General features: G+C 73.5%; 14 protein-coding genes. 3 read left to right on the plus strand and 11 right to left on the minus strand.

Annotated features, from left to right (window positions below; genetic code table 11):
• Window positions 1–298: 298 nt before the first annotated feature.
• Entirely contained in the window at window positions 299–1306 is a 1008-nt protein-coding gene (locus ACFYMO_RS24370) for a stage II sporulation protein M (protein ID WP_366773813.1), read from the minus strand.
• 160 nt (window positions 1307–1466) lie between these two features.
• On the opposite strand from ACFYMO_RS24370, the gene ACFYMO_RS24375 reads away from it, so the two are divergent.
• Window positions 1467–2384: an RDD family protein gene (locus ACFYMO_RS24375; protein WP_388548896.1), complete on the plus strand. Its 918-nt coding sequence runs from the start codon at window positions 1467–1469 to the stop codon at window positions 2382–2384.
• Between the two features lie 84 nt (window positions 2385–2468).
• On the opposite strand, the gene ACFYMO_RS24380 is transcribed toward ACFYMO_RS24375, so the two are convergent.
• Both ACFYMO_RS24380 and ahcY read right to left on the minus strand, forming a co-directional pair.
• A complete protein-coding gene (locus tag ACFYMO_RS24380; RefSeq protein ID WP_366773811.1) occupies window positions 2469–3089 on the minus strand; it encodes a hypothetical protein in 621 nt (206 codons plus the stop codon).
• A 138-nt stretch (window positions 3090–3227) separates the two neighbouring features.
• Window positions 3228–4688: an adenosylhomocysteinase gene (gene ahcY, locus ACFYMO_RS24385; RefSeq protein WP_366773810.1), complete on the minus strand. Its 1461-nt coding sequence runs from the start codon at window positions 4686–4688 to the stop codon at window positions 3228–3230.
• A 394-nt stretch (window positions 4689–5082) separates the two neighbouring features.
• Between ahcY and ACFYMO_RS24390 the strand changes: the two genes are divergently transcribed.
• Window positions 5083–7272, plus strand: coding sequence for a fructose-specific PTS transporter subunit EIIC (locus tag ACFYMO_RS24390; protein ID WP_366773809.1), 2190 nt, complete (start codon window positions 5083–5085; stop codon window positions 7270–7272).
• Between the two features lie 159 nt (window positions 7273–7431).
• On the opposite strand, the gene ACFYMO_RS24395 is transcribed toward ACFYMO_RS24390, so the two are convergent.
• The 6 genes from ACFYMO_RS24395 to ACFYMO_RS24420 all read right to left on the minus strand — a co-directional run bounded on the left by ACFYMO_RS24395 (window position 7432) and on the right by ACFYMO_RS24420 (window position 13340).
• Window positions 7432–8427 carry a cation diffusion facilitator family transporter gene (locus ACFYMO_RS24395; protein ID WP_388548901.1) on the minus strand — a complete coding sequence of 332 codons (996 nt, stop codon included), beginning with the start codon at window positions 8425–8427 and terminating at the stop codon, window positions 7432–7434.
• Window positions 8428–8466: 39 nt separating this feature from the next.
• Complete coding sequence (gene manA / locus ACFYMO_RS24400) at window positions 8467–9651, minus strand: mannose-6-phosphate isomerase, class I (protein WP_366773807.1); 1185 nt, start codon at window positions 9649–9651, stop codon at window positions 8467–8469.
• Between the two features lie 95 nt (window positions 9652–9746).
• The gene (locus ACFYMO_RS24405) at window positions 9747–10952 is read right to left on the minus strand and encodes an SIS domain-containing protein (RefSeq protein WP_366773806.1); all 1206 of its coding nucleotides are present in this window, start codon (window positions 10950–10952) and stop codon (window positions 9747–9749) included.
• Window positions 10953–11098: 146 nt separating this feature from the next.
• Complete coding sequence (locus ACFYMO_RS24410; protein WP_019356880.1) at window positions 11099–11272, minus strand: Trm112 family protein; 174 nt, start codon at window positions 11270–11272, stop codon at window positions 11099–11101.
• Between the two features lie 151 nt (window positions 11273–11423).
• Window positions 11424–12809: a phosphomannomutase/phosphoglucomutase gene (locus tag ACFYMO_RS24415; RefSeq protein ID WP_366773805.1), complete on the minus strand. Its 1386-nt coding sequence runs from the start codon at window positions 12807–12809 to the stop codon at window positions 11424–11426.
• Window positions 12810–12893: 84 nt separating this feature from the next.
• Window positions 12894–13340 carry a DUF3499 domain-containing protein gene (locus ACFYMO_RS24420; protein WP_388549133.1) on the minus strand — a complete coding sequence of 149 codons (447 nt, stop codon included), beginning with the start codon at window positions 13338–13340 and terminating at the stop codon, window positions 12894–12896.
• Window positions 13341–13626: 286 nt separating this feature from the next.
• Here ACFYMO_RS24420 and ACFYMO_RS24425 point away from each other — a divergent pair, with 286 nt between their 5' ends.
• A complete protein-coding gene (locus ACFYMO_RS24425; protein WP_037706488.1) occupies window positions 13627–14076 on the plus strand; it encodes a metallopeptidase family protein in 450 nt (149 codons plus the stop codon).
• A 71-nt stretch (window positions 14077–14147) separates the two neighbouring features.
• Here ACFYMO_RS24425 and ACFYMO_RS24430 read toward each other — a convergent pair whose 3' ends face one another.
• Together ACFYMO_RS24430 and ACFYMO_RS24435 are read right to left on the minus strand one after the other, a co-directional pair.
• Window positions 14148–15791, minus strand: a complete 1644-nt coding sequence (locus ACFYMO_RS24430; RefSeq protein WP_388548907.1) for a DUF5719 family protein — start codon at window positions 15789–15791, stop codon at window positions 14148–14150.
• Window positions 15788–19606, minus strand: coding sequence for a glycosyltransferase (locus ACFYMO_RS24435; protein ID WP_388548910.1), 3819 nt, complete (start codon window positions 19604–19606; stop codon window positions 15788–15790). The genes ACFYMO_RS24430 and ACFYMO_RS24435 overlap by 4 nt, the downstream gene beginning before the upstream one ends.
• Window positions 19607–19861: the final 255 nt, after the last annotated feature.

Genomic DNA, 19861 nt, shown 5'->3' on the forward strand with positions numbered 1-19861 from the left:
CTGTTGAGTTCTCAAGGAACGGACGCTTCCTTCGAAACCATCTCACTGGTTTCTCCGGACGTTTGCCCTTTCGGTGTCTCCGACTCTATCAGATCGAATCTGCTTGGAGTTTCGGAGTGCCTCTCGCACGAGAATTCCGTTGCCGGATTTCGTGAGTCGAAGCGGAGAAGAATCTAACCGCTGCTGCCGAGCTTGTCCAACTCTAGGCAACTGTTCGAATCTACTGCCCGCAGGCCACCGCGTCAACGGTTTTCCGGGGCGGAGAGGACAGTAGCAGGTTCCCGGCTGTCCACGCACATCATGCGGCGCTGGGTGCCTCGGCTGAGCGGTCCGACACGGCGATGTCACCGGTTTCGCCCATCCCGGCCGCGCGTCGTCCCAGGACGTACACGTAGCCGAGGAAGGCCAGTTCCACCAGGACTCCGATCAGGATCCGCGCCCAGGTGGGCAGGCCGGAAGGGGTCACGAAGGCTTCCAACGCGCCGGAGACGAGGAGGACGGCCGCCAGTCCGAGGGCCATGCCGAGTGCCGAACGTCCTTCCTGCGCCAGTGCTGTGCGCCGACTCCGTGGTCCCGGATCGACGACAGTCCAGCCCAGCCGCAGTCCTGTGCCCGCCGCGACGAAGACGGCTGTCAGTTCGAGGAGGCCGTGCGGCAGCAGCAGGCCGAGGAAGGTGTCGAGGCGGCCGGCCGACCCCATGAGCCCGATGCCGACACCTAGGTTGAGGACGTTCTGGAAGAGCACCCAGAGCACGGGGATGCCGAGGAGGGCCCCGAAGGCCAGGCAGAGGGCTGCGGCCTGGGCGTTGTTCGTCCAGACCTGGGCCGCGAAGGAGGTGGCGGGGTGGCTGGAGTAGTACGCCTCGTACTGGCCGCCGGGGCGCGTCATCTCGCGGAGCTCCTCCGGTGCTCCGATGGTGGCGCGGACCTCGGGGTGGGTGCCCACCCACCCCGCGATGAGCGCGGTCAGCACGATGGACAGCAGGGCTGTCGGGAGCCACCAGGTGCGCGAGCGGTAGACGGCGGCGGGGAAGCCGACGGTGAAGAAGCGCGCCGCATCCCGCCAGGAGGCGGTGTGCACTCCGGTGACCGCGCTGCGCGCGCGGGCGACGAGGTGGGTGAGGCGTTCGGTGATGTCCGGATCCGGCGCACTCGACCGCACCTGGGAGAGGTGGGTGGCAGCGCGCTGGTAGAGCCGGACGAGTTCGTCGGCCTCGGCGCCGGAGAGCCGGCGGTGGCGGCGCAGCAGTGCGTCCAGGCGGTCCCACTCCGCGCGGTGCGCCGAGACGAAGACGTCCAGGTCCATGGAGCGAGTTTCCCAGATCGTCTTACTGGAAGACTGGGGCTGCGGCGCCTGATGGTCGCCGCGGGTGCCGAGTGGTTCCGCGGCGGGAGCGTCCCCAGGTGCGAGGGCGGCTCGTACCTGGGGTGCCATCGCGCCGCGGCCGACGAACCGGGGGTGTGCGATGAGTGAGCTGGTGACCGGGGAGGCCGTCGTGCTCGGGCTGCGTCCGGCGCGGCTGCCGAGCAGGGCACTGGCCGTCTGCCTGGACCTGGTCATCGTCTGGGTCATCTACCTCGCGCTGGCGCTCGCCCTGCTGGTGGCGGTGGGCGCGCTGGACACAGCGGCGCTCGCGGCCGTGCAGGTGGGGCTGTTCGTGGTGGTGCTCGTCGGAGTGCCGATCGCGGTCGAGACGCTCACCGGTGGACGTTCGGTCGGGAAGATGGCAGCGGGGCTGCGGGTCGTGCGGGACGACGGCGGTCCGATCCGGTTCCGGCACGCGCTGGTGCGCGGGGCGGTCGGCGTCGTCGAGATGCAGCTGCTGTTCGGTGTGGTGGCCTGTACGGCCTCGCTGGTGTCCGAGCGGGGCCGTCGGCTGGGGGACGTGTTCGCCGGAACGCTGGTGGTACGGGAACGCAGTCCCCGGCCGGGGCGCACGGCGGTGCCGCCTCCACCCCGGTGGTGCGCCGCGGAGTTCGCCGAACTCGATCTCTCGCGCGTCCCGGATACGCTCTGGCTCGCGATCCGGCAGTTCCTGCTGCGTGCCGGGCAACTGGATCCCGCCGTGCGGCACTCGATGGCGGAACGGCTGGCCGACGATGTCATCGAGCGGACCGGAGCGCCGGTGCCGAACGGAGTGCCCGCGATCAGCTATCTGGCCGGGGTCGCTGCGGAGCGGCGGGAGCGGGAGGCGCGGCGGTCTTTCGGTTCCCCCGGGATGCCGCCCTCCCCGTCATCGGAGTCACAGCCACAGCCACAGCCGTCATCGTCCACGGCTGCTCCGCCTCCTTCCCGGCCCGCCTCGGGGCGGGAGAGCTCGGCCCAGGGCAGAGGCGAGGACGGACCGCCCACTCCGCGCACGGGCTTCGTGCCGCCCTCGTAGCCCGTTCCCGATCCGGCCGGTGCCGGGAGCACGGGCATCCGGGATCCCGGAGCACGGGAGCACGGGGACCGGACTCCGACGCGTCTACCCCTGGCCGAACACCGACGGGGGGGACTCCAGGTCCTCCAACTCGATGCCCGGGGCCGCCAGAACGACGTCGCCGGCGAGGTGCACCGCGTGCTGCTCCCCCGTCTGCACGTCGTTGACCTGGTAGTTGTGCACGACGAGCGGGCCGTTGTCGGTGTCGTGTGCTTCGCTGTCGGACAGCGCCCAGGACTGATCCAGGGTGCGGGGGGCGAGGACGGGGGGTGTGAACGCGACGAGGCGGACGCGGGTCGCCCGGTCACCGGGAGCCGGGCGCAGCAGCCGCGCGGTCGCGATGAGGAAGGCGGGGGAGGCGCCGGTGAAGGAGTGCGCGGCGGCGTTGCCCTCCTGGGCCTGCTCGCCCATGGGGTCGGAACGCACCCAGGTGACGCCGTCGAGTGCCGCTCCGCGGATCCGCCAGTTCGCGGCGCGGAGTTCGAGCCGGATCGGCCGGCCGAGATCGTCGAGCGTGAGGTCGACGGACCCGGTGTGCTCACCCGCGGGGTCGGTGAGCTGTGAGACGTAGCGCCAGCCGGAGGGGCCGGTGGCGCAGTGGAAGTGCTCTTCTCCGAGGAAGGTGTGGTCGTGCGGATCGTGCAGCGAATAGCGGCCGCGGGGCATGGGCGGTGTCCGGGGTCGGTGCGGTGACGGGCAGGCCCCCCGCGAGGCGGGGGGCCTGGGTCCGGGTCCGGGTGCGGGCCGGGTGCGGGTGCGCACGGTCGCGTACGCGTCCCGCACCGGCCCGACCGGTTGCGGTGCTCAGTAGCGGTAGTGGTCCGGCTTGTAGGGGCCCTCGACCGGGACGCCGATGTAGGACGCCTGCTCCGGGCGGAGCGTGGTCAGCTTGGCACCCAGGGCCTCCAGGTGGAGGCGGGCGACCTTCTCGTCGAGGTGCTTGGGCAGGACGTAGACGTCGGTCGGGTAGGACTCGGGCTTGGTGAACAGCTCGATCTGGGCGATCGTCTGGTCCGCGAAGCTGTTGGACATCACGAACGAGGGGTGGCCGGTGGCGTTGCCCAGGTTCAGCAGACGGCCCTCGGAGAGGATGATGAGGGTCTTGCCGTCCTTGAAGGTCCAGGTGTGGACCTGCGGCTTGACCTCGTCCTTGACGACGCCGTCGATGGCGGCGAGACCCGCCATGTCGATCTCGTTGTCGAAGTGGCCGATGTTGCCGACGATGGCCTGGTGCTTCATCTTGGCCATGTCCGAGGCCATGATGATGTCCTTGTTGCCGGTGGTGGTGATGAAGATGTCGGCGGTCTCGACCACGTCGTCCAGGGTCACCACCTGGTAGCCGTCCATCGCCGCCTGCAGGGCGCAGATCGGGTCGATCTCGGTGATCATGACCCGGGCGCCCTGGCCGCGCAGGGACTCGGCGCAGCCCTTGCCGACGTCGCCGTAGCCGCACACGACGGCCGTCTTGCCGCCGATGAGGACATCGGTGGCGCGGTTGATGCCGTCGACCAGCGAGTGGCGGCAGCCGTACTTGTTGTCGAACTTCGACTTGGTGACGGCGTCGTTGACGTTGATCGCCGGGAAGAGCAGCGTGCCCGCCTGGTGCATCTCGTACAGGCGGTGGACGCCGGTGGTGGTCTCCTCCGTGACGCCGCGGATCTCCGAGGCGAGCTGGGTCCACTTCTGCGGGTTCTCGCTCAGGGTGCGGTTGAGCACCGAGAGGACGACGCGGTGCTCGTCGTTCTCGGCGGTCTCGACCGCGGGTGCGGAGCCGGCCTTCTCGCACTCGACGCCCTGGTGCACCAGGAGGGTGGCGTCACCACCGTCGTCGAGGATCATGTTCGGGCCGCCGGTGCTGGCGTTCGGCCAGGTGAGGGCCTGCTCCGTGCACCACCAGTACTCCTCCAGGGTCTCGCCCTTCCAGGCGAAGACCGGGACGCCCTTCGGGTTCTCCGGGGTGCCGTCGGGGCCCACGGCGACTGCCGCGGCGGCGTGGTCCTGGGTGGAGAAGATGTTGCAGGAGGCCCAGCGGACCTCGGCCCCCAGGGCGACCAGCGTTTCGATGAGCACCGCCGTCTGGACGGTCATGTGCAGGGAGCCGGTGACCCGGGCGCCCGCGAGCGGCTGGTCGGCGGCGTACTCCTTGCGGATCGCCATCAGGCCGGGCATCTCGTGCTCGGCCAGCTTGATCTCCTTGCGGCCGAAGGCCGCCAGCGAGAGGTCCGCGACCTTGAAGTCCTGGCCGGTCGTGGAGGTCGTCGTCATTGCGAGCTGCTCCTCGGTGTCGAGAAATAAGGCTGGTCCGTGCTGCGGCGCCGGGGCGGTGCGGTACCGGTCGCGCGGAGGCGCGCATCGTGACCGGACACACTCGTCCCCTGCTCGCAGCTCAGTCCGTCGGAGGCCCTCTCTCCCTCGGTGGCCCGGGGTCCGGGCCTTCCCGACCGCCATCAGCAGCGACGTCTGGCTCTACGAATCTACACCGCCCGTCCAGGGGACAAGACGGGCGCCGCTGACAGCAAGGGCGCCTCGGGGTCAGTTTTCGGCCGCTTGCTTTTTTGCCCGTGCGGCTGGTTCGGTGCACCGTGCGGCCTCTGCGACTGAGACTGCGATGGCGCGAGAACGCATCCCTCCACACCCTGGCCGAGCTAGGAGTTCCCACGTGACCAGTCCTGCCGACCCCCGAGACGGAGCGGCTCCCCCAGCCGACCCGGGGCTGAAACTGCTCGCTGTGACGGCGTGTCCGACCGGTATCGCCCATACGTATATGGCGGCGGAAAAACTGACCCAGGCCGCACAAGCCCGTGGTATTGCCATGAAGGTGGAGACCCAGGGGTCCATCGGCGCGGAGAACGTCCTGTCTGACAACGATGTCAACGCCGCGGACGGCGTGATCGTCGCCGCCGACAAGGACGTGGACCTCAGCCGGTTCGGCGGCAAGCGGGTGCTCTGCGTCGGAGTGGCGGAGGGCATCAGCGACCCCGACGGGCTCATCGACCGGGTGCGTACAGCCCCGGTGCATCCAGGCGGCGCGGACTCCGCTCCGGCCGGAGACGCCCACGGCGGCGGCAGCGCCGGCGACGGGGGCAACGGAGGCACGGCGGCCACCGGACCCGCCGGGGCCAGGGGCCGGGAGCGGAGTGCCGGCTACAAGGCGCTGATGAACGGCGTCTCGTACATGATCCCGTTCGTGGTCGTCGGCGGACTGCTGATCGCGGTCTCGCTCGCGCTGGGCGGGCATCCGCAGGCCGACGGCGGTCTGGTGATCCCCGACGGCAGCTTCTGGAAGCACGTGAACGACATCGGCGTGATCGGATTCACGCTGATGGTGCCGATCCTCTCCGGCTACATCGCCTATGCGATCGGCGACCGTCCCGCACTGGTTCCGGGCATGATCGGCGGCTGGATCGCCAACACCGGCGAGCTGTACGACTCCGAGTCCGGTGCGGGCTTCATCGGCGCGATCGTCACCGGGTTCCTGGCCGGGTACCTGGTGCGCTGGATCAAGCGGATACCGGTCTCGCGGTTCGTACGCCCCATCATGCCGATCATCGTGATCCCGATCGTGGCGACCTCCGCGCTCGGCCTGTTCTTCATCTATGTCATCGGCAGGCCGATCTCCTGGGTCTTCGAGAACCTCACCGACTTCCTGGGCGGTATGACGGGGACCAGCGCCGCGCTGCTGGGTGTGGTGCTCGGGCTGATGATCGCCTTCGACATGGGCGGCCCGGTCAACAAGACCGCCTTCCTGTTCGGGGCCGGACTGGTCTCCAAGAGCCCCGAGGTGATGGGGATGTGCGCGGCGGCCATTCCGGTGCCGCCGCTGGGGCAGGGCCTCGCGACGCTGCTGCGCCGCAGGTTCTACTCCGACCAGGAGCGGGAGACCGGCCTGGCCGCACTGTTCATGGGCTTCTTCGGCATCACGGAGGGCGCCATCCCGTTCGCCGCCGCGCGGCCCGCCACCGTGATCCCGGCGAACATGCTCGGCGGCGCCGTCGCGGGCGGCATCGCCGGGCTGGCCTCGGTCGGGGACAACGTGCCGCACGGCGGGCCGATCGTGGCGGTGCTGGGCGCGGTCGACGGTGTGGCGATGTTCTTCGTGGCGCTCCTGACCGGTGCCGCGGTCACGGCGGCGGCCACGGTCGGCCTGGTGACGCTCGGAGCACGGCGTTCCGGGCAGAACGCTCCCGGCCCGGACTCCGCGGAGCAGGCGGTGCCCGTCCCGGCCGCGGTGGGCGCCGGAGGCCGCACCGGGGACGGCGCGGAGGACACCGCCCGGAGCACGCCGGCCACGGCGAACACGCCGGTCGCCCGGAGCGCGGCGGACCCCGCGCCGGATTCGGCCGTGCACTCGGCCCAGGCGGCGCGGCAGCCCCCGGCCGCCGCGGAGTCGTCAGGGGCGCTGTCCGGATATCTGTCCGCGGAGACCGTGCGCGAGCAGCTCGCGGCCGACGGCAAGGAAGCCGGTATCCGGGAGATGGCCGAGCTGTTGGGCCGCAGCGGCAAGGTCGCCGACGGCGAGGCGCTCGTACAGGCCGCGCTCGCCCGCGAGGAGCAGGGCACGACGGGGCTCGGCGAGGAGATCGCCGTCCCGCACGCCAAGACGGACGCGGTCAGCGCTCCGGTCGTGGGGTTCGCACGGTCCGCCGAGGGCATCGAGTGGGGCTCGCTGGACGGGACCAGGGCGCGGCTGGTTTTCATGATCGCGGTGCCCGAGGCGGCGGCGGGTGACGAGCACCTGCGCATCCTGGCACTGCTGTCGCGGAAGCTGATGGATCCCGCGTTCCGCACCCGGTTGCTGGAGGCTCCGGACAAGGGCGCGGTGCTGGCCGCGCTCGCCGAGATCGGCTGAGCCCGGCGCACCGCCGGCGCCGGGACAGAGCACCCCACCGCGGCAGTGCCGACGCCGCGAGGGGGCCCGCCCACGATCCCACGGGGCGGGCCCTCGCGCCGCACGCGGCGGCCACGCGGGCCCGGCGCAACCGGGAGGGCGGAAGGCCCGGTGGCCCGGTCAGGCGCCGGGGCCGCGGCCGGAGGCGTCAGCCGGTTCCGCCGCCGGCTCCGGCTCGGGGTCCTGCTCCGGCTCGGGGTCCTGCTCCGCACGGTAGACGTCCGGCTCCAGGTAGATGACCCGGGCGATCGGGACGGCTTCGCGGACGCGGTGCTCGGCGGCGTCGATGGCACGGGCGACCTGTGCGGCCGTGTCGTCGTGCTGTACGGCGACCTTGGCGGCCACCAGCAGCTCCTCCGGGCCCAGGTGCAGGGTGCGCATGTGGATGACGCGGGTGACCGTCTCGCCGTCGACGAGCGCGGCGCGGATCCGGTCCCGTTCGGCCGGGGCGGCGGACTCGCCCAGCAGCAGCGACTTGGTCTCCGCCGCGAGCACCAGCGCGATGACGACGAGCAGCGCACCGATGCACATGGTGCCCACCCCGTCCCAGACGCCGTCGCCGGTCAGCAGAGCGAGGCCGACGCCGCCGAGGGCGAGGACGAGGCCGACGAGCGCGCCGAAGTCCTCCAGCAGCACGACCGGCAGTTCGGGTGCCTTGGCCCGGCGGACGAACTGGGTCCAGCTCTGCTTGCCGCGGATCTCGTTGGACTCCCGGATGGCGGTCCGGAAGGAGAAGCCCTCGGCCACCACGGCGAAGACCAGGACGCCGACCGGCCAGTACCAGTGCTCGATCTCGTGCGGGTGGACGATCTTCTCGTAGCCCTCGTAGAGCGCGAAGACGCCGCCGACGGTGAACAGGACGATGGAGACCAGGAAGCCGTAGATGTAGCGCTCGCGGCCGTAGCCGAAGGGGTGCTCCTCGTTGGCTTCCTTCTTGGCCTGCTTTCCGCCCAGCAGCAGGAGTGCCTGGTTCCCGGAGTCGGCCACGGAGTGGACGCCCTCGGCCAGCATGGAGGCCGAGCCGCTGAAGGCCGCCGCGACGAACTTGGCGACGGCGATGGCCAGGTTGGCGCCCAGAGCGGCGACGATCGCCTTTGTTCCGCCTGATGCACTCACGAGTGAGAGGTCCCTTCCTGCTGCTGTGCGACCGTCCGATCAGACGGCAGCGGTGGCGCGGAAGAGCGTACCGTCACCCGAGATCCGTACCGGCTCGTCGGCCGGAACGTAGGCGGACTGCCCGGGCGCGAGGGCGAGTTCCGCACTGCCGTCGGCCCCGCCGTGCAGGACGACGGCTCCCGCGGTGCACAGCAGGATCTGCGCGGCGGACGGGTCCAGCGGGTGCGCCGGGGCGCCGGGGAGGAGGACGAAGCGGGAGAGCCGGAACTCCCCGACGGGTGTCTCGTAGACCTCCTCGCCGCTCACCTCGTCGGCCTCGGGCCGCAGTACACCCGGCGCGGTGTGCTCGAAGCGCACGATGCGCAGCAGTTCGGGTACGTCCACGTGCTTGGGCGTCAGGCCGCAGCGCAGGACGTTGTCGGAGCTGGCCATGATCTCGACGCCGAGGCCGCCGAGGTAGGCGTGCGGCACTCCGGCGGCGAGGTACAGCGCCTCACCGGGGCGCAGCACGACGTGGTTGAGGAGCATCGCGGCGAGCACTCCGGGATCGCCCGGGTAATGGTGCGCGATGTCCGCGTAGACCGCGTACCCGGGGCGCGCGGCGGCTGCTTCGGCGGCCGCCGCGACGGTGCCGGCCATCGCGTCGCGGTCCGCCGTCAGCAGGGCGGAGAGCACTTCGCGCAGCGCCTCGCCGCCGGGGCGGGCGTGCAGGATGTCGACGTACGGCTTCAGTCCGGGGACGCCGAGTCCGTCCAGCAGTGCGGCGGCCTCCTCGGGGTGCCGGAATCCGCACAGCCCCTCGAACGGGGTGAGGGCGCAGAGGAGTTCGGGCTTGTGGCTGTCGTCCTTGTAGTTGCGCTCCGGCGCGTCCAGCGGAATGCCGCGCGCCTCCTCGTCGGCGTAGCCCTGGGCGGCCTGCGTGCTGTCGGGGTGCACCTGGAGGGAGAGCGGGGCGGCGGCTGCCAGCAGCTTCAGCAGGAAGGGCAGCCGGGGGCCGTAGGCGCGCACCGCCGGGGTGCCCAGTTCGCGCTCCGGAGCGGCGTCGATCACCTCGGACAGCGGGAGCGGTCCGGCGCCCCGGTCGATGCGGGAGGGCGCGCCGGGGTGTGCCCCCATCCACAGTTCGGCCTGCGGGCGGCCGGTGGGCTCCTGGCCGAGCAGTTCCGGGAGGGCGGTGGTGGAGCCCCAGGCGTACGGCCTGACGGAGTTCTCCAGACGGTCCATGAGAGGTGCTGTTCCTGTCGTGCGGGGAGGTGTTCCGTGCGGGGTGCGGTGGGCGCGTGGTCACGCCGGGGGCCGTGTCACGCCCGGGTGCCGTGTCACGCCCGGGTGCCGCGTCCTGCCCAAGGGGAGTCGCTGTCGGCGAGCGTGAGGTGAACGGCGGCGAAATCGGCGGTGGCGATCAGTTCGGCGGCCGCCTCCAGCGGCCCGCTGCCCTCGGCCGGTTCCAGCTCGCTGAGTGCCGCTCCGTGCGCGTAGGCCAGGTCGCGGGCCGGCACGGTCGCGGAGTCGCCGCCGGGCGGTGCCTCGCGGAGCAGGACGACGCGGACGCGGGTCGTCTGCTCGTCCTCGACCCGGTCGCGGAAGAAGTCGTCCTGGCCGGAGGCCGGGGCGAAGGGGCCGGTCAGCAGCGCCCCGTGCGCCGTCAGGGCCTCGGGCAGGCCCGCCGCGAGCGCGGGGCGCCCGCAGAGCGCGGCCAGGACCGCGGACCAGTGCCGCGCCGCAGCGCCCGCGACGCCGCCCTCGCTCCACAGCAGCGGTATCGAGCCCGCCAGTTCGACGGCGAGGGTCTTGCCGGGGTTGCTGTAGGTCGGGACGGCGGGGCCGCAGCGTTCGGCGACCTCGTCCAGCCGGTCGGCGACCCCGGCGAGCTCCGCGGGGCCGCTGCGGGTCAGTCCGAGGCGGTCGCACAGCAGCAGCAGCGGGGTGAGCAGGCTCCAGAAGGTGCCGGGTCCGCCGCCGGGCGGAGCGGCGGGGGCCGCGGGGTCCAGCGGGTGCCCGGGGCGGTCCGGCGAGGAGCGGGTTCCGTGCGGGGCCGGGGCCGGGGGCAGGGTGAGGCCGCGGGTCTCACCGAGCGCGTCGGCCAGCGGGGTGCCGCGCGGGGTGACGGCGACGACGGAGCAGCCGCGCCGGTACGCCTGGTCGAGCAGCGCCGGGAGACCGGGTTCGGTGCCGTCCGGGGTGACGAGCAGCAGCAGGTCCAGCGGCCCGGCCCAGCCGGGCAGCGTCCAGCGCAGTGCGTCGCCGGTGGTCTGGGCACCGCTGGTGCGCAGTCCGGTGACGGGCAGGGAGCCGTTGGTGAGGGCGCCCAGGAGGTCGGTGACACACGCGGTGGCGGTCCCCGGGCCGGCGACCAGGAGCGCACGGGGGCGGCCCTCCGGCCGGAGCGTGTCCACACCCGCCTCGGCTGCCTGCCGGATGCCGGTGCGCACGTGCGCACCGGCCTGTGCGGCGCCGCGCAGCAGACCGCGGGTGTCGGCGCGGGCCAGGTCCTCGGGGGCGTCGAGGAGCGTCTCGTCGAGCATCTTCCGTGCCTCCGATCGGCTTCCGGTGCTGCGCGTGGTGGCAGCCACCGCGGGTGCGGCGCTCCGTCGGCACGTCGCCGGCTCGTTCCGGCGGCGCGTCCCGGTGGAGGCGCCGCCGTGTCGCCGGGTGCCGCTACGGGCCCGGGTCAGGCGGGCCGGCGGGCCTCGTCCACCAGGAGCACCGGGATGCCGTCGCGTACGGGGTAGGCCAGGCCGCACTCCGCGTCCCCGGTGCACTGCAGTTCGTCGCCCTCCTCGCGCAGCGGCGCGTGGCACGCCGGACAGGCGAGGATCTCCAGGAGTCCGGCTTCGAGCGGCATGTCTTCCTCCAGGTGCGGTGTGCGGCTGCGGCTGCGGCTGCGGCTGCGGCTGCGGCTGCGGCTGCGGCTGCGGCTGCGGCTGCGGCTGCGGCTGCGGTGACTGTGCCGTCAGGGTACCGCCGGGTGCGGTCGGCGGTACCGGGGGCGGCCGTCAGACCGTGAGGGTCCGCTCGCCCTCCGCCCGCACGATGGCCAGCACCTCGTCACGGACCCGCTCGACGGTGGCGGCGTCACGGGCCTCCACGTTCAGCCGCAGCAGCGGTTCGGTGTTGGAGGGGCGCAGGTTGAACCACCAGTTGACGCCGGTGACGGTGAGGCCGTCCAGCTCGTCCATGGTGACGCTCTCGCGGCCCGCGAAGGCGGCCTTGACGGCTGCCGTGCGGTTGAACTGGTCCTCGACGGTGCTGTTGATCTCGCCGGAGGAGGCGTAGCGGTCGTAGTGGGCGACGAGGCGGGAGAGGGTGCCGTCCTGTCCGCCGAGCGCGGCCAGCACGTGGAGGGCGGCGAGCATGCCGGTGTCGGCGTTCCAGAAGTCGCGGAAGTAGTAGTGGGCCGAGTGCTCGCCGCCGAAGATGGCGCCCGTCCTGGCCATCTCCTGCTTGATGAAGGAGTGGCCGACGCGGGTGCGGACCGGCTGCCCGCCGCTCTCCCTGATCACCTCGGGGACGGACCAGGAGGTGATCAGGTTGTGGATGACGGTGGCGCCGGGCGCCTTGGCCAGCTCACGCGAGGCGACCAGCGCGGTGATCGCGGACGGCGGGACCGGGTCGCCGTTCTCGTCCACCACGAAGCAGCGGTCGGCGTCGCCGTCGAAGGCCAGGCCGAGGTCGGCGCCGACCTCGCGGACCCGGCGCTGCAGGTCGACGATGTTCTTCGGATCGAGCGGGTTGGCCTCGTGGTTGGGGAAGGTGCCGTCCAGTTCGAAGTACAGGTCGTGCAGTTCGAGCGGCAGCCCGGACAGCACGAAGGGAACGGTCAGCCCGCCCATCCCGTTGCCCGCGTCGACCACGACCTTGAGCCGGCGGATGTGCGACAGGTCGACCAGGGAGTGCAGGTGTTCGGCGTACTCCGCGAGCATGTCCCGCCGGGTGACGGTGCCTTGGGGTTTGTCGGAGGCGGGTGCGCCGCCACTGTCCGTCCACCGCTCCACCAGGGTGCGGATCTCGGCCAGCCCGGTCTCCTCGCCCACCGGCGCCGCACCCGCCCGGCACATCTTGATGCCGTTGTAACGGGCGGGGTTGTGGCTGGCGGTGAACATCGCACCGGGCAGGCCGAGTTTGCCGCTGGCGAAGTACAGCTCGTCGGTCGAACACAGGCCGATCTCGGTGACGTCGGCGCCCTGCCCGGCCGCGCCCCGGCCGAACGCCCGGACGAGGCCGGGCGAGGAGGGCCGCATGTCGTGCCCGACGACGAGCGCCGAAGCGCCGGTGACATGGACGAAGGCGGCGCCGAACAGCTCGGCTGTCGCCTCGTCCCACTGGTCCGGCACCACACCGCGCACGTCGTACGCCTTCACGATCTGAGACAGATCAGCCACGGCCAGCCTCTCCTGGGTCGTCGGTCGTAAACGGTCCCAAATCTACCCGCGGCACGGAAGGGCGCCGTGCGGCAGCGCGGTGCGCTACGGCTCCGGGGACCGCAGGACCCTCAGATGGCCGCGCCGGGCGACCTCCGTCGCGTCGGCCTCGCCCGCCTCGGGCCCGCCCCGCCGGTCGCGCGGGGTCGGGTCCCGCGGGTCGGGGCGCGGTGTCCGGGCCGCCTCGCGCACGGCATCGGCCAGGGCTTCCAGATCGTCGCCGCTGGGGCGGGCGGCGGCGGTGTCGACGGCGAGCCGGACGACCTCCCAGCCGCGGGGTGCGGTGAGCCGCTCGGAGTGCTCGGCGCACAGGTCGTAGCAGTGCGGCTCGGCGTAGGTGGCGAGGGGGCCCAGGACGGCGGTGGAGTCCGCGTAGACGTACGTCAGCGTCGCGACGGCGGGACGACCGCAAGCGGTGCGCGAACAGCGACGTACAGGGCTCACAGCGTTGGACCGTACCGCACTCTTGAGCGGGCTGCGACGACTCGCCAGGACGTCACCCTGCCGTGTCGTCCGGGTTCTCCGGAAACGTCTGATCTGCTGAAAGGCAGACCGAGAGGCCCGGCGCCCCCGCCCCCGATCGCCCCGCGCAGCCGGCGGGCGCGCACGCCCCGGGCTCCGCACCTGGTCATGACCGGTTCCCGTGCCCACGCCGCCGGAACGGCGTCCGCCCCGGCGGCGTGGGCGCGGCGCCGCCGTCCGCCGAAGCGGGCCCGCGCGGCCCGCACCCGCCCGTCGCGCCCCGCGCGGGCCCCGCGGCGGGCTACGCTCGGGGGCGATGGACAGCCCCGTACCGCCGCGCCGGGCCGACTCCCGGCCGCGCCGCCGAGACCGCCACGGCCGCGGCATGCGCGGCCCCGTCGCCCCTCCCCAAGTACCGCTCGCCATCAGCCGGGCAGAGGCGTTCGACGACCTGGTGCGCGACTCGGTGACCCGCCTGGAGCGGCACTGGCCGCAACTGGCCGGTGTCGAGTTCGCCGTCCAGGAGGTGCCGCGGTCGGACAACGGGGAGGTGCGCGAGGGCGACGACGCCGTGCCGCTGGGCCGGGTCACCGAGGGCGGCGGCGAGCATCCGGACCGCGTGATCGTCTTCCGGCGCCCGGTGGAGATCCGCAGCCGCAGCAGGGACGAGCGGGCCCTCCTGGTGCACGAGGTGGTGGTCGAGCAGGTGGCCGAACTGCTGGGCCTGGAACCCGAGTCGGTGGACCCCCGCTACGGCCAGGACTAGGCGCCCCGCTGTGGCCGGGACCAGACATCCCGGCGGGAGCGGACGGTCCGGTCCCCGTCCGCTCCGTCCGCTCACTCGTCGTCGTTGAGCACCGACAGGTCCTGGGCCGACTCCGGTACGGCGACCGTGCTCCGGTCGTCGGGGAGCGTCTGCACCGTGAACCCGGGGACGCCGGACTGCTCCTGCTCCAACGTGCGGGAGGCGTAGACCGGGCCGCCCGAGAGGCGCTCCACCGTCATCGCGTAGCCGCCCTTGCCGTCCGCGGGACGGGGTGGCGCGAACGCCTTGGTGGTGTGCGCCTTGAGCGTGACGGTGGTGCTCTTGGGGCTGCCGCCGCCGCTGCCCGGCGACGCGGTCACCCGCACCTTCGCGCCGCCCTCCGGAGCGGCCAGCGCCAGGGTGGTTCCGCTCGCGGTGTTGCCGGCGGCGGTGGCCCGCTTCTGGACCGGTGCCGTCGCCGGGATGAACGCCGTCTCCTGCTTGCTCCCCTTGCCGCGCAGCACCCGCGCCGCGGCCACCACGTCGGGGGCGTCGTCGCCGTCCTCGGCCGGGGAGAGCACCAGCGACCCGGCCTCGCCCTTGATCAGGCCCTTGAGGTCGACGGTGGTGACCATGCCCGCCTTCACGTGCAGGGACTCGTGCCCGGCCGGGCTGATCCGCCCGGACTTGCCCGCGAGTTGCACTTTCAGGTCCGCGTCCGCGCCGCCGGGGGCGAGCACCGAGAGCCGGACCGCCGTCGCGTCCTCGGGGATGCCCGGCAGCACCTGGCCGGGCCCCGGGTCGGCGGCGGGCGCCAGCCAGTCACCGCCCAGCTTGCGGTCCGAGGACTGGATCTGGGCGCCCACCCGGCCGGACCGCGCGATCACGTGCAGCGTCACATTGGTGACCGGTTCGGGGGTCAGGGTGGACAGCAGCACGGGAACGGTGGCGTGCGGCGGGACGGTGATCCCCTCGCCGCTGCCCTGCCCGGCCTTCTCCTTGCCCTCCTTGCCGTACAGCTCCAGGTCGACGACCGCGGGGGTGCTGTCCGGGTTGGTGAGGTGGACATAGTCCTGCCGGCCCTCGGCCGTGCCGGCACCCGGGAACCAGAACGAGGTGTCCGGCACCGAGCAGGACGTGCCCTGCAGGCCGCGCCCCGCTCCGGCGGCGACGGTCGTCGTCTGCTGCACCGTCCAGCCCGGTGCGAAGGGGCCGTCGGCGGTGCCGGTCAGCGCGGGTGCCCCGGAGTCGTCCGTCTCGGCCGCGACGGGGGTGCCGGGGCTGCTGAGGGAGAGGAAGGGCTTGCCGTTCCCCTTCCCGGCGGCGTCCCCGCCTCCCGCACCCTCCTCGGGGTTCTTGTCCTTGCCGTCGTCCTCGTTCTTGTCCTTGTCCTTGTCGGATTCCTCGGAGTCGGACTTGCCGCCGGACTTGCCGCCGCTGTCGTCCTTGCCGTCCCCGGGGTCCTGGGGGTCGACGCGCTCGGCCGCATACAGGGCCGCGCTGCCCTTCTTGCCGGGACCGCCCTTGGGCGTGAACGCCTCGTAGGCGGTCTCCGCGACATCGGACGTGCTCGGGGACGGGCAGACCAGCGTCGAGCGCTCGACCGGCTTGCGGGCCGCCGTCCCGACGCTCTCGGCACTGCTCGCCGCCTCCTGGGGGGCGGTGAGCGCGGCGACGCCGGTGACCGCGGCGAGCGCGACGGCGACCGCTCCGACGCTGAGGACTGTCCGGTTCACTGCTGCTCGCTCCCGTCGCCGTTGCCGTACCTGCTGTCGTAGCCGTGCGCGCCCGTCCCGTCGTGGCCCTGCGGGTGGTCGTACGGCGCGGCGTACTGCTGGGCCGCGTACTGCTGGGCCTGCCATTCCTCGTAGGACTGCTGCGGGTAGGCGTCGTAGCCGGACCGGCTGCCGTAGTACTGCTGCTCCTGGTGCCCCTGGCCGTAGGACTGCTGCGGGACCTGGCCGTAGGGGGCCGCGCCGTAGGCGTCGTAGGGGGATTGCTCGTACGGAGCGGGCTGTCCGTAGCCCGGGTCCGCGTACGGGGACTGCTGCGGCACGTAGGGCTGCTGCTGTCCGTAGGGGTCGTACTCCGGCTGCTCGGGCATCGGCTGCTGACCGTACGGGTCGTACTCCGGCTGCTCCGGCATCGGCTGCTGCTGCGGATCCTGCGGCGGCGCCGGTTCGGGCGGCACCGGGTGTTGCTCCTGCGCGGGCTGCGCGGGGTGCGTCTGGGCGGCCTCGGCGGCGGCGCGGAGCCTGCGGGCCCTGCGGCCCTCTCCCGCCGCCGACGGATCCGGCGCCGCGGGCTCGGTCTCGGGCAGGTCGTCGTCCACGTCCCGGCGTCGGCCCGGCAGTGCCAGGACGACGACGACCAGCAGGAGGAAGCCCTGTGCCCACACCCACGCGGTGTGCGAGAGGGGCGTCCGGTAGTCGAGCTCCAGCTTGCCGCCCTCGGTCGGCAGTTCGAAGCCCTGCGCCCAGCCGTCCACCGTGACGCTCTTGAGCGGGCTGCCGTCGAGGGTGGCCTCCCAGCCGTCGGCGGCGCGGTCCGCGAGCCGCAGCACCCGCCCGGAGGGACCGGACGGCAGCGTCGCGTGCGAGGCCACCGGACCGGCCGGAACGGCCACCGGCGCCGTCACCGCGCCGCCCGCGCCGTTCTCCGGGCCGCCCGGGACGATCGAGACGCGCGACACCTGGCGGTCGACGCGCCACAGCGCACTGCCGTCCTCCTGGCTGAGCCGGGTCAGTCCGGGCGTGGCGTCCAGGGTGCGGCTCACCCGGCGCGAGGCGCCGTCGCGCAGCAGCACGTACCGGACCGCGTAGCCGCCCAGTTGGCTGGTCTGGTCGGCGCCGGACCCGGCCACGAGGTTGGAGACCACTCCGTCCAGGCGTCCGTCGTCGCCCTCGGCCGCCGCCAGATCGGCGTCGCCCAGCCGGGCGCCCGCACCGCGGGTGAGCGTGTAGGTGACACCCGTGGCGCCCTCGGGCTGGTCGAGGACCAGGGTGCGGGCCTGGTCGCTGGTGGTGCTCTCCTCGGCGACGAACGCGGGCACCTGCACCGGGTCGCGCCGGGAGAGCGGGCCGTCGGCGCCGCGCAGCATCCATCCCCCGGCGGCGACCAGCGGGGCGAGCACGCAGGCCGCGGCGACCAGGGCGGCGGCGGGCTGGCGCCAGCCGAAGCTCTGCGCCGCCACCCGCTCCTTGGCGCCCTCGGCACCGACCGCGGCGGCGCACAGCAGCGCGAGCCCGTAGACGAGGGTGGCGGGACCGGCCCAGGCGGAGCCGTTGGACAGCGCCGCCGCCAGCAGTCCGGCCAGCGCGGCGGCCCACGCGGCGGACACGGCGAGCCGCCGCTCGCTGCGCAGCAGGGCCGCGAGCCCGGCCAGGACGAGGCCGACGAGGAACAGCGCGTCCGTGGTCCCCGGGCCGCCCGGGGAGAGGGCCAGCAGGTCGACGGCGGAGGCCGCGCCGGTGCCGTACTCCAGACCGGCCTCGCCCAGGAACCGCGCGGGGCTGGTGAACAGCGTCAGCGACCACGGCGCGAGCAGCACCAGCGGCGTCACCAGGACGGCGGCCAGCCGGGCGAGGAGCGCGCCGAGCGAGGCGCCGTCCGCGCGGCGCACGGCGAGCACCGCGAGCGCCAGCACGGCGGCGATCAGCCACACGACGGGGGTGAACGCGGTGGTGAACGTCAACAGCAGCGCGTAGGCCCAGGCCGCGCGCCAGCCGCCCCTGCCGCGCAGTCCGCTCGCCGCCACGGCGGCCCGCGCCAGCAGCGGCAGCAGTACGGCGAGCACGGCGGTGCCGATGCGGCCCTGGGCGAGCGCGCCGGTGGCGGCCGGCAGGAAGGCGTAGGCGACGCTTCCCCAGGCGCGCACCAGTCGGGAGTCGACCAGGGGGCGGGAGGCGAAGTAGGCGGTGACACCGGCGAGCGGGACCGAGCAGACCAGCAGCAGGGTCAGCGCGAACCCGGTGCTGCCGAACAGCAAGGTGGCGAAGGTGGCCAGGACGGCGAGATAGGGGGGAGCCGAGACGGTGCCGCCGGTTCCCACCGGATGCCATCCCTCGGCGTAGCGCGCCCACAGCTCCGCGACCCCGTCGGGCGCGGGCAGCAGCGCACCGCCCGCCAGTGCGCCGCCGCCCAGCAGCGCCCGGCAGGCCACCAGGGAGACGACCAGCAGGACGGCGAACAGGACGGGCCCGGGCTGCTGCCCGAGCCGCTTGAGCCGCGCGAACTGTTCGACCTCCAGGAAGTCCGCGTCCTCGTCCCCGGGGCCCGTCTCGGCGGCGCCGTGCCGGCCCGCGGCGGAGGAGTCCGGTTCGGAGCGTCCGGGAAGGCTGCTGGTGGCCTGTTCGAGAGTGGCCCGCAGGGTGGCGCCGGGGGGCGGGAAGAGCGGCCGCAGCTCCTTGTGCGGGACGGCGGGCCTGCCCCGTCGCCGGCGCGCCGTCAGGATGCGGCCACCGCGCAGCAGGGTGCCGGAGAGGCCGGTGATCTCGTCCAGGGCCTGGCCGGGCACCTTGCCGATGAGGTAGCCGAGGGTGCGCAGCACGGTGCCGACGACCAGGCGCAGCAGCACCCACGGCAGCAGGGAACCGGGCACGTTGGCGAGCAGGGTGTAGACGGCCCCCGCCTTGTCCACGCGGTGCGGGCTGGCGCCGTTGCTGGAGCGCCCCACGCAGTCGACCGGGCGGCGTTCCCGGGAGGCGGCCTCGGCGTGCCGCAGCACGGCGTCCGGGACGGTCAGCACCCGGTGCCCGGCGGACTGGGCGCGCCAGCACAGGTCGACGTCGTCACGCATCAGGGGCAGCCGGCGGTCGAACCCGCCGAGCTGGTCGAAGACGTCGCGGCGGATGAGCATGCCGGCGGTGGAGACGGCCAGCACGGGGCGCACCTGGTCGTGTTGGCCCTGGTCCTGCTCGCGACGCTCGATGCCGGTCCAGCGCCGTCCGCTGTGCGCGATGGAGACCCCGGCCTCCAGGAGCTGGCGTTTGTCGTACCAGCTGCGGAGTTTGGGGCCGGCGATGCCGACGGACGGATCCGCGTCGACGACCCGCAGGAGCTCGGCCAGGGCGTCCGGCTCGGGGGCGCAGTCGTCGTGCAGCAACCACAGCCACTCCACGGGCTCGCCGTGGGGCAGCTCGGGCAGGTCGTAGGCGTCGTCGCGCCAGGTGCGGTTGACCGGGTCCCAGCCGCTGGGCCGCTTGAGGTACGGCAGGTCCTCGGGGGTGAGCCGGCGCGCGGTGCGGGCGGCCTCCTCGACGGCGGTGCCGAACCCGGTGCGCCGCGCCATGTGCAGGACGCGCTCGGCGCCGAGCGCGTCGGTCAGCAGCCGGGCGGTGTCGTCCGCGCTGCCGGTGTCGGCCGCGATGATGTTCTGCACGGGGCGGTTCTGCTCCAGCAGCCCGCTCAGCGCGCGGGGCAGCCAGCGGGCGCCGTCGTGGGCGACGAGGACGGCGGTGACGACGTGCCGGGGGGACTCGGGCGGCTCCAAGGGGGCCAACCCTGCTGCGGCCGCCTCGTAGTGGGCCGCCATGTGACTGTGCACGGACATCGAGGTAGGGGCCCTCCCCGGGGTGCCGGGGCCTCGCGGCGGTGCCGCGGTGTGGCTGCAAGCCCCCGGAAGACGCGTATCGGAGCGGTGAGCGCACGCCCTTGCCAGGGTGGTGTGCGTCGTGGACGGCCCCACACTAACGGCTCACCCTCACGCGCCCGGCGCCTCCGGGCAACTGCCCGGGTCCGGCTGCTGGTTGCCCGGCGCGAGCGGTGCGCGGGCCCGGCCCGGTCGCCCGGGTCCTTCCTGGGTGCG

Source organism: Streptomyces sp. NPDC007025 (assembly GCF_042869455.1).
Lineage (GTDB): Bacteria > Actinomycetota > Actinomycetes > Streptomycetales > Streptomycetaceae > Streptomyces.

What these genes read in the sequence shown, in the direction of transcription:
- ACFYMO_RS24370 (WP_366773813.1), bottom strand. Translation starts at nt 1,306, where the DNA reads ATGGACCTGGACGTCTTCGTCTCGGCGCACCGCGCGGAGTGGGACCGC.
- ACFYMO_RS24375 (WP_388548896.1), top strand. Translation starts at nt 1,467, where the DNA reads ATGAGTGAGCTGGTGACCGGGGAGGCCGTCGTGCTCGGGCTGCGTCCG.
- ACFYMO_RS24380 (WP_366773811.1), bottom strand. Translation starts at nt 3,089, where the DNA reads ATGCCCCGCGGCCGCTATTCGCTGCACGATCCGCACGACCACACCTTC.
- ahcY (WP_366773810.1), bottom strand. Translation starts at nt 4,688, where the DNA reads ATGACGACGACCTCCACGACCGGCCAGGACTTCAAGGTCGCGGACCTC.
- manA (WP_366773807.1), bottom strand. Translation starts at nt 9,651, where the DNA reads ATGGACCGTCTGGAGAACTCCGTCAGGCCGTACGCCTGGGGCTCCACC.
- ACFYMO_RS24405 (WP_366773806.1), bottom strand. Translation starts at nt 10,952, where the DNA reads ATGCTCGACGAGACGCTCCTCGACGCCCCCGAGGACCTGGCCCGCGCC.
- ACFYMO_RS24410 (WP_019356880.1), bottom strand. Translation starts at nt 11,272, where the DNA reads ATGCCGCTCGAAGCCGGACTCCTGGAGATCCTCGCCTGTCCGGCGTGC.
- ACFYMO_RS24425 (WP_037706488.1), top strand. Translation starts at nt 13,627, where the DNA reads ATGGACAGCCCCGTACCGCCGCGCCGGGCCGACTCCCGGCCGCGCCGC.
- ACFYMO_RS24435 (WP_388548910.1), bottom strand. Translation starts at nt 19,606, where the DNA reads ATGTCCGTGCACAGTCACATGGCGGCCCACTACGAGGCGGCCGCAGCA.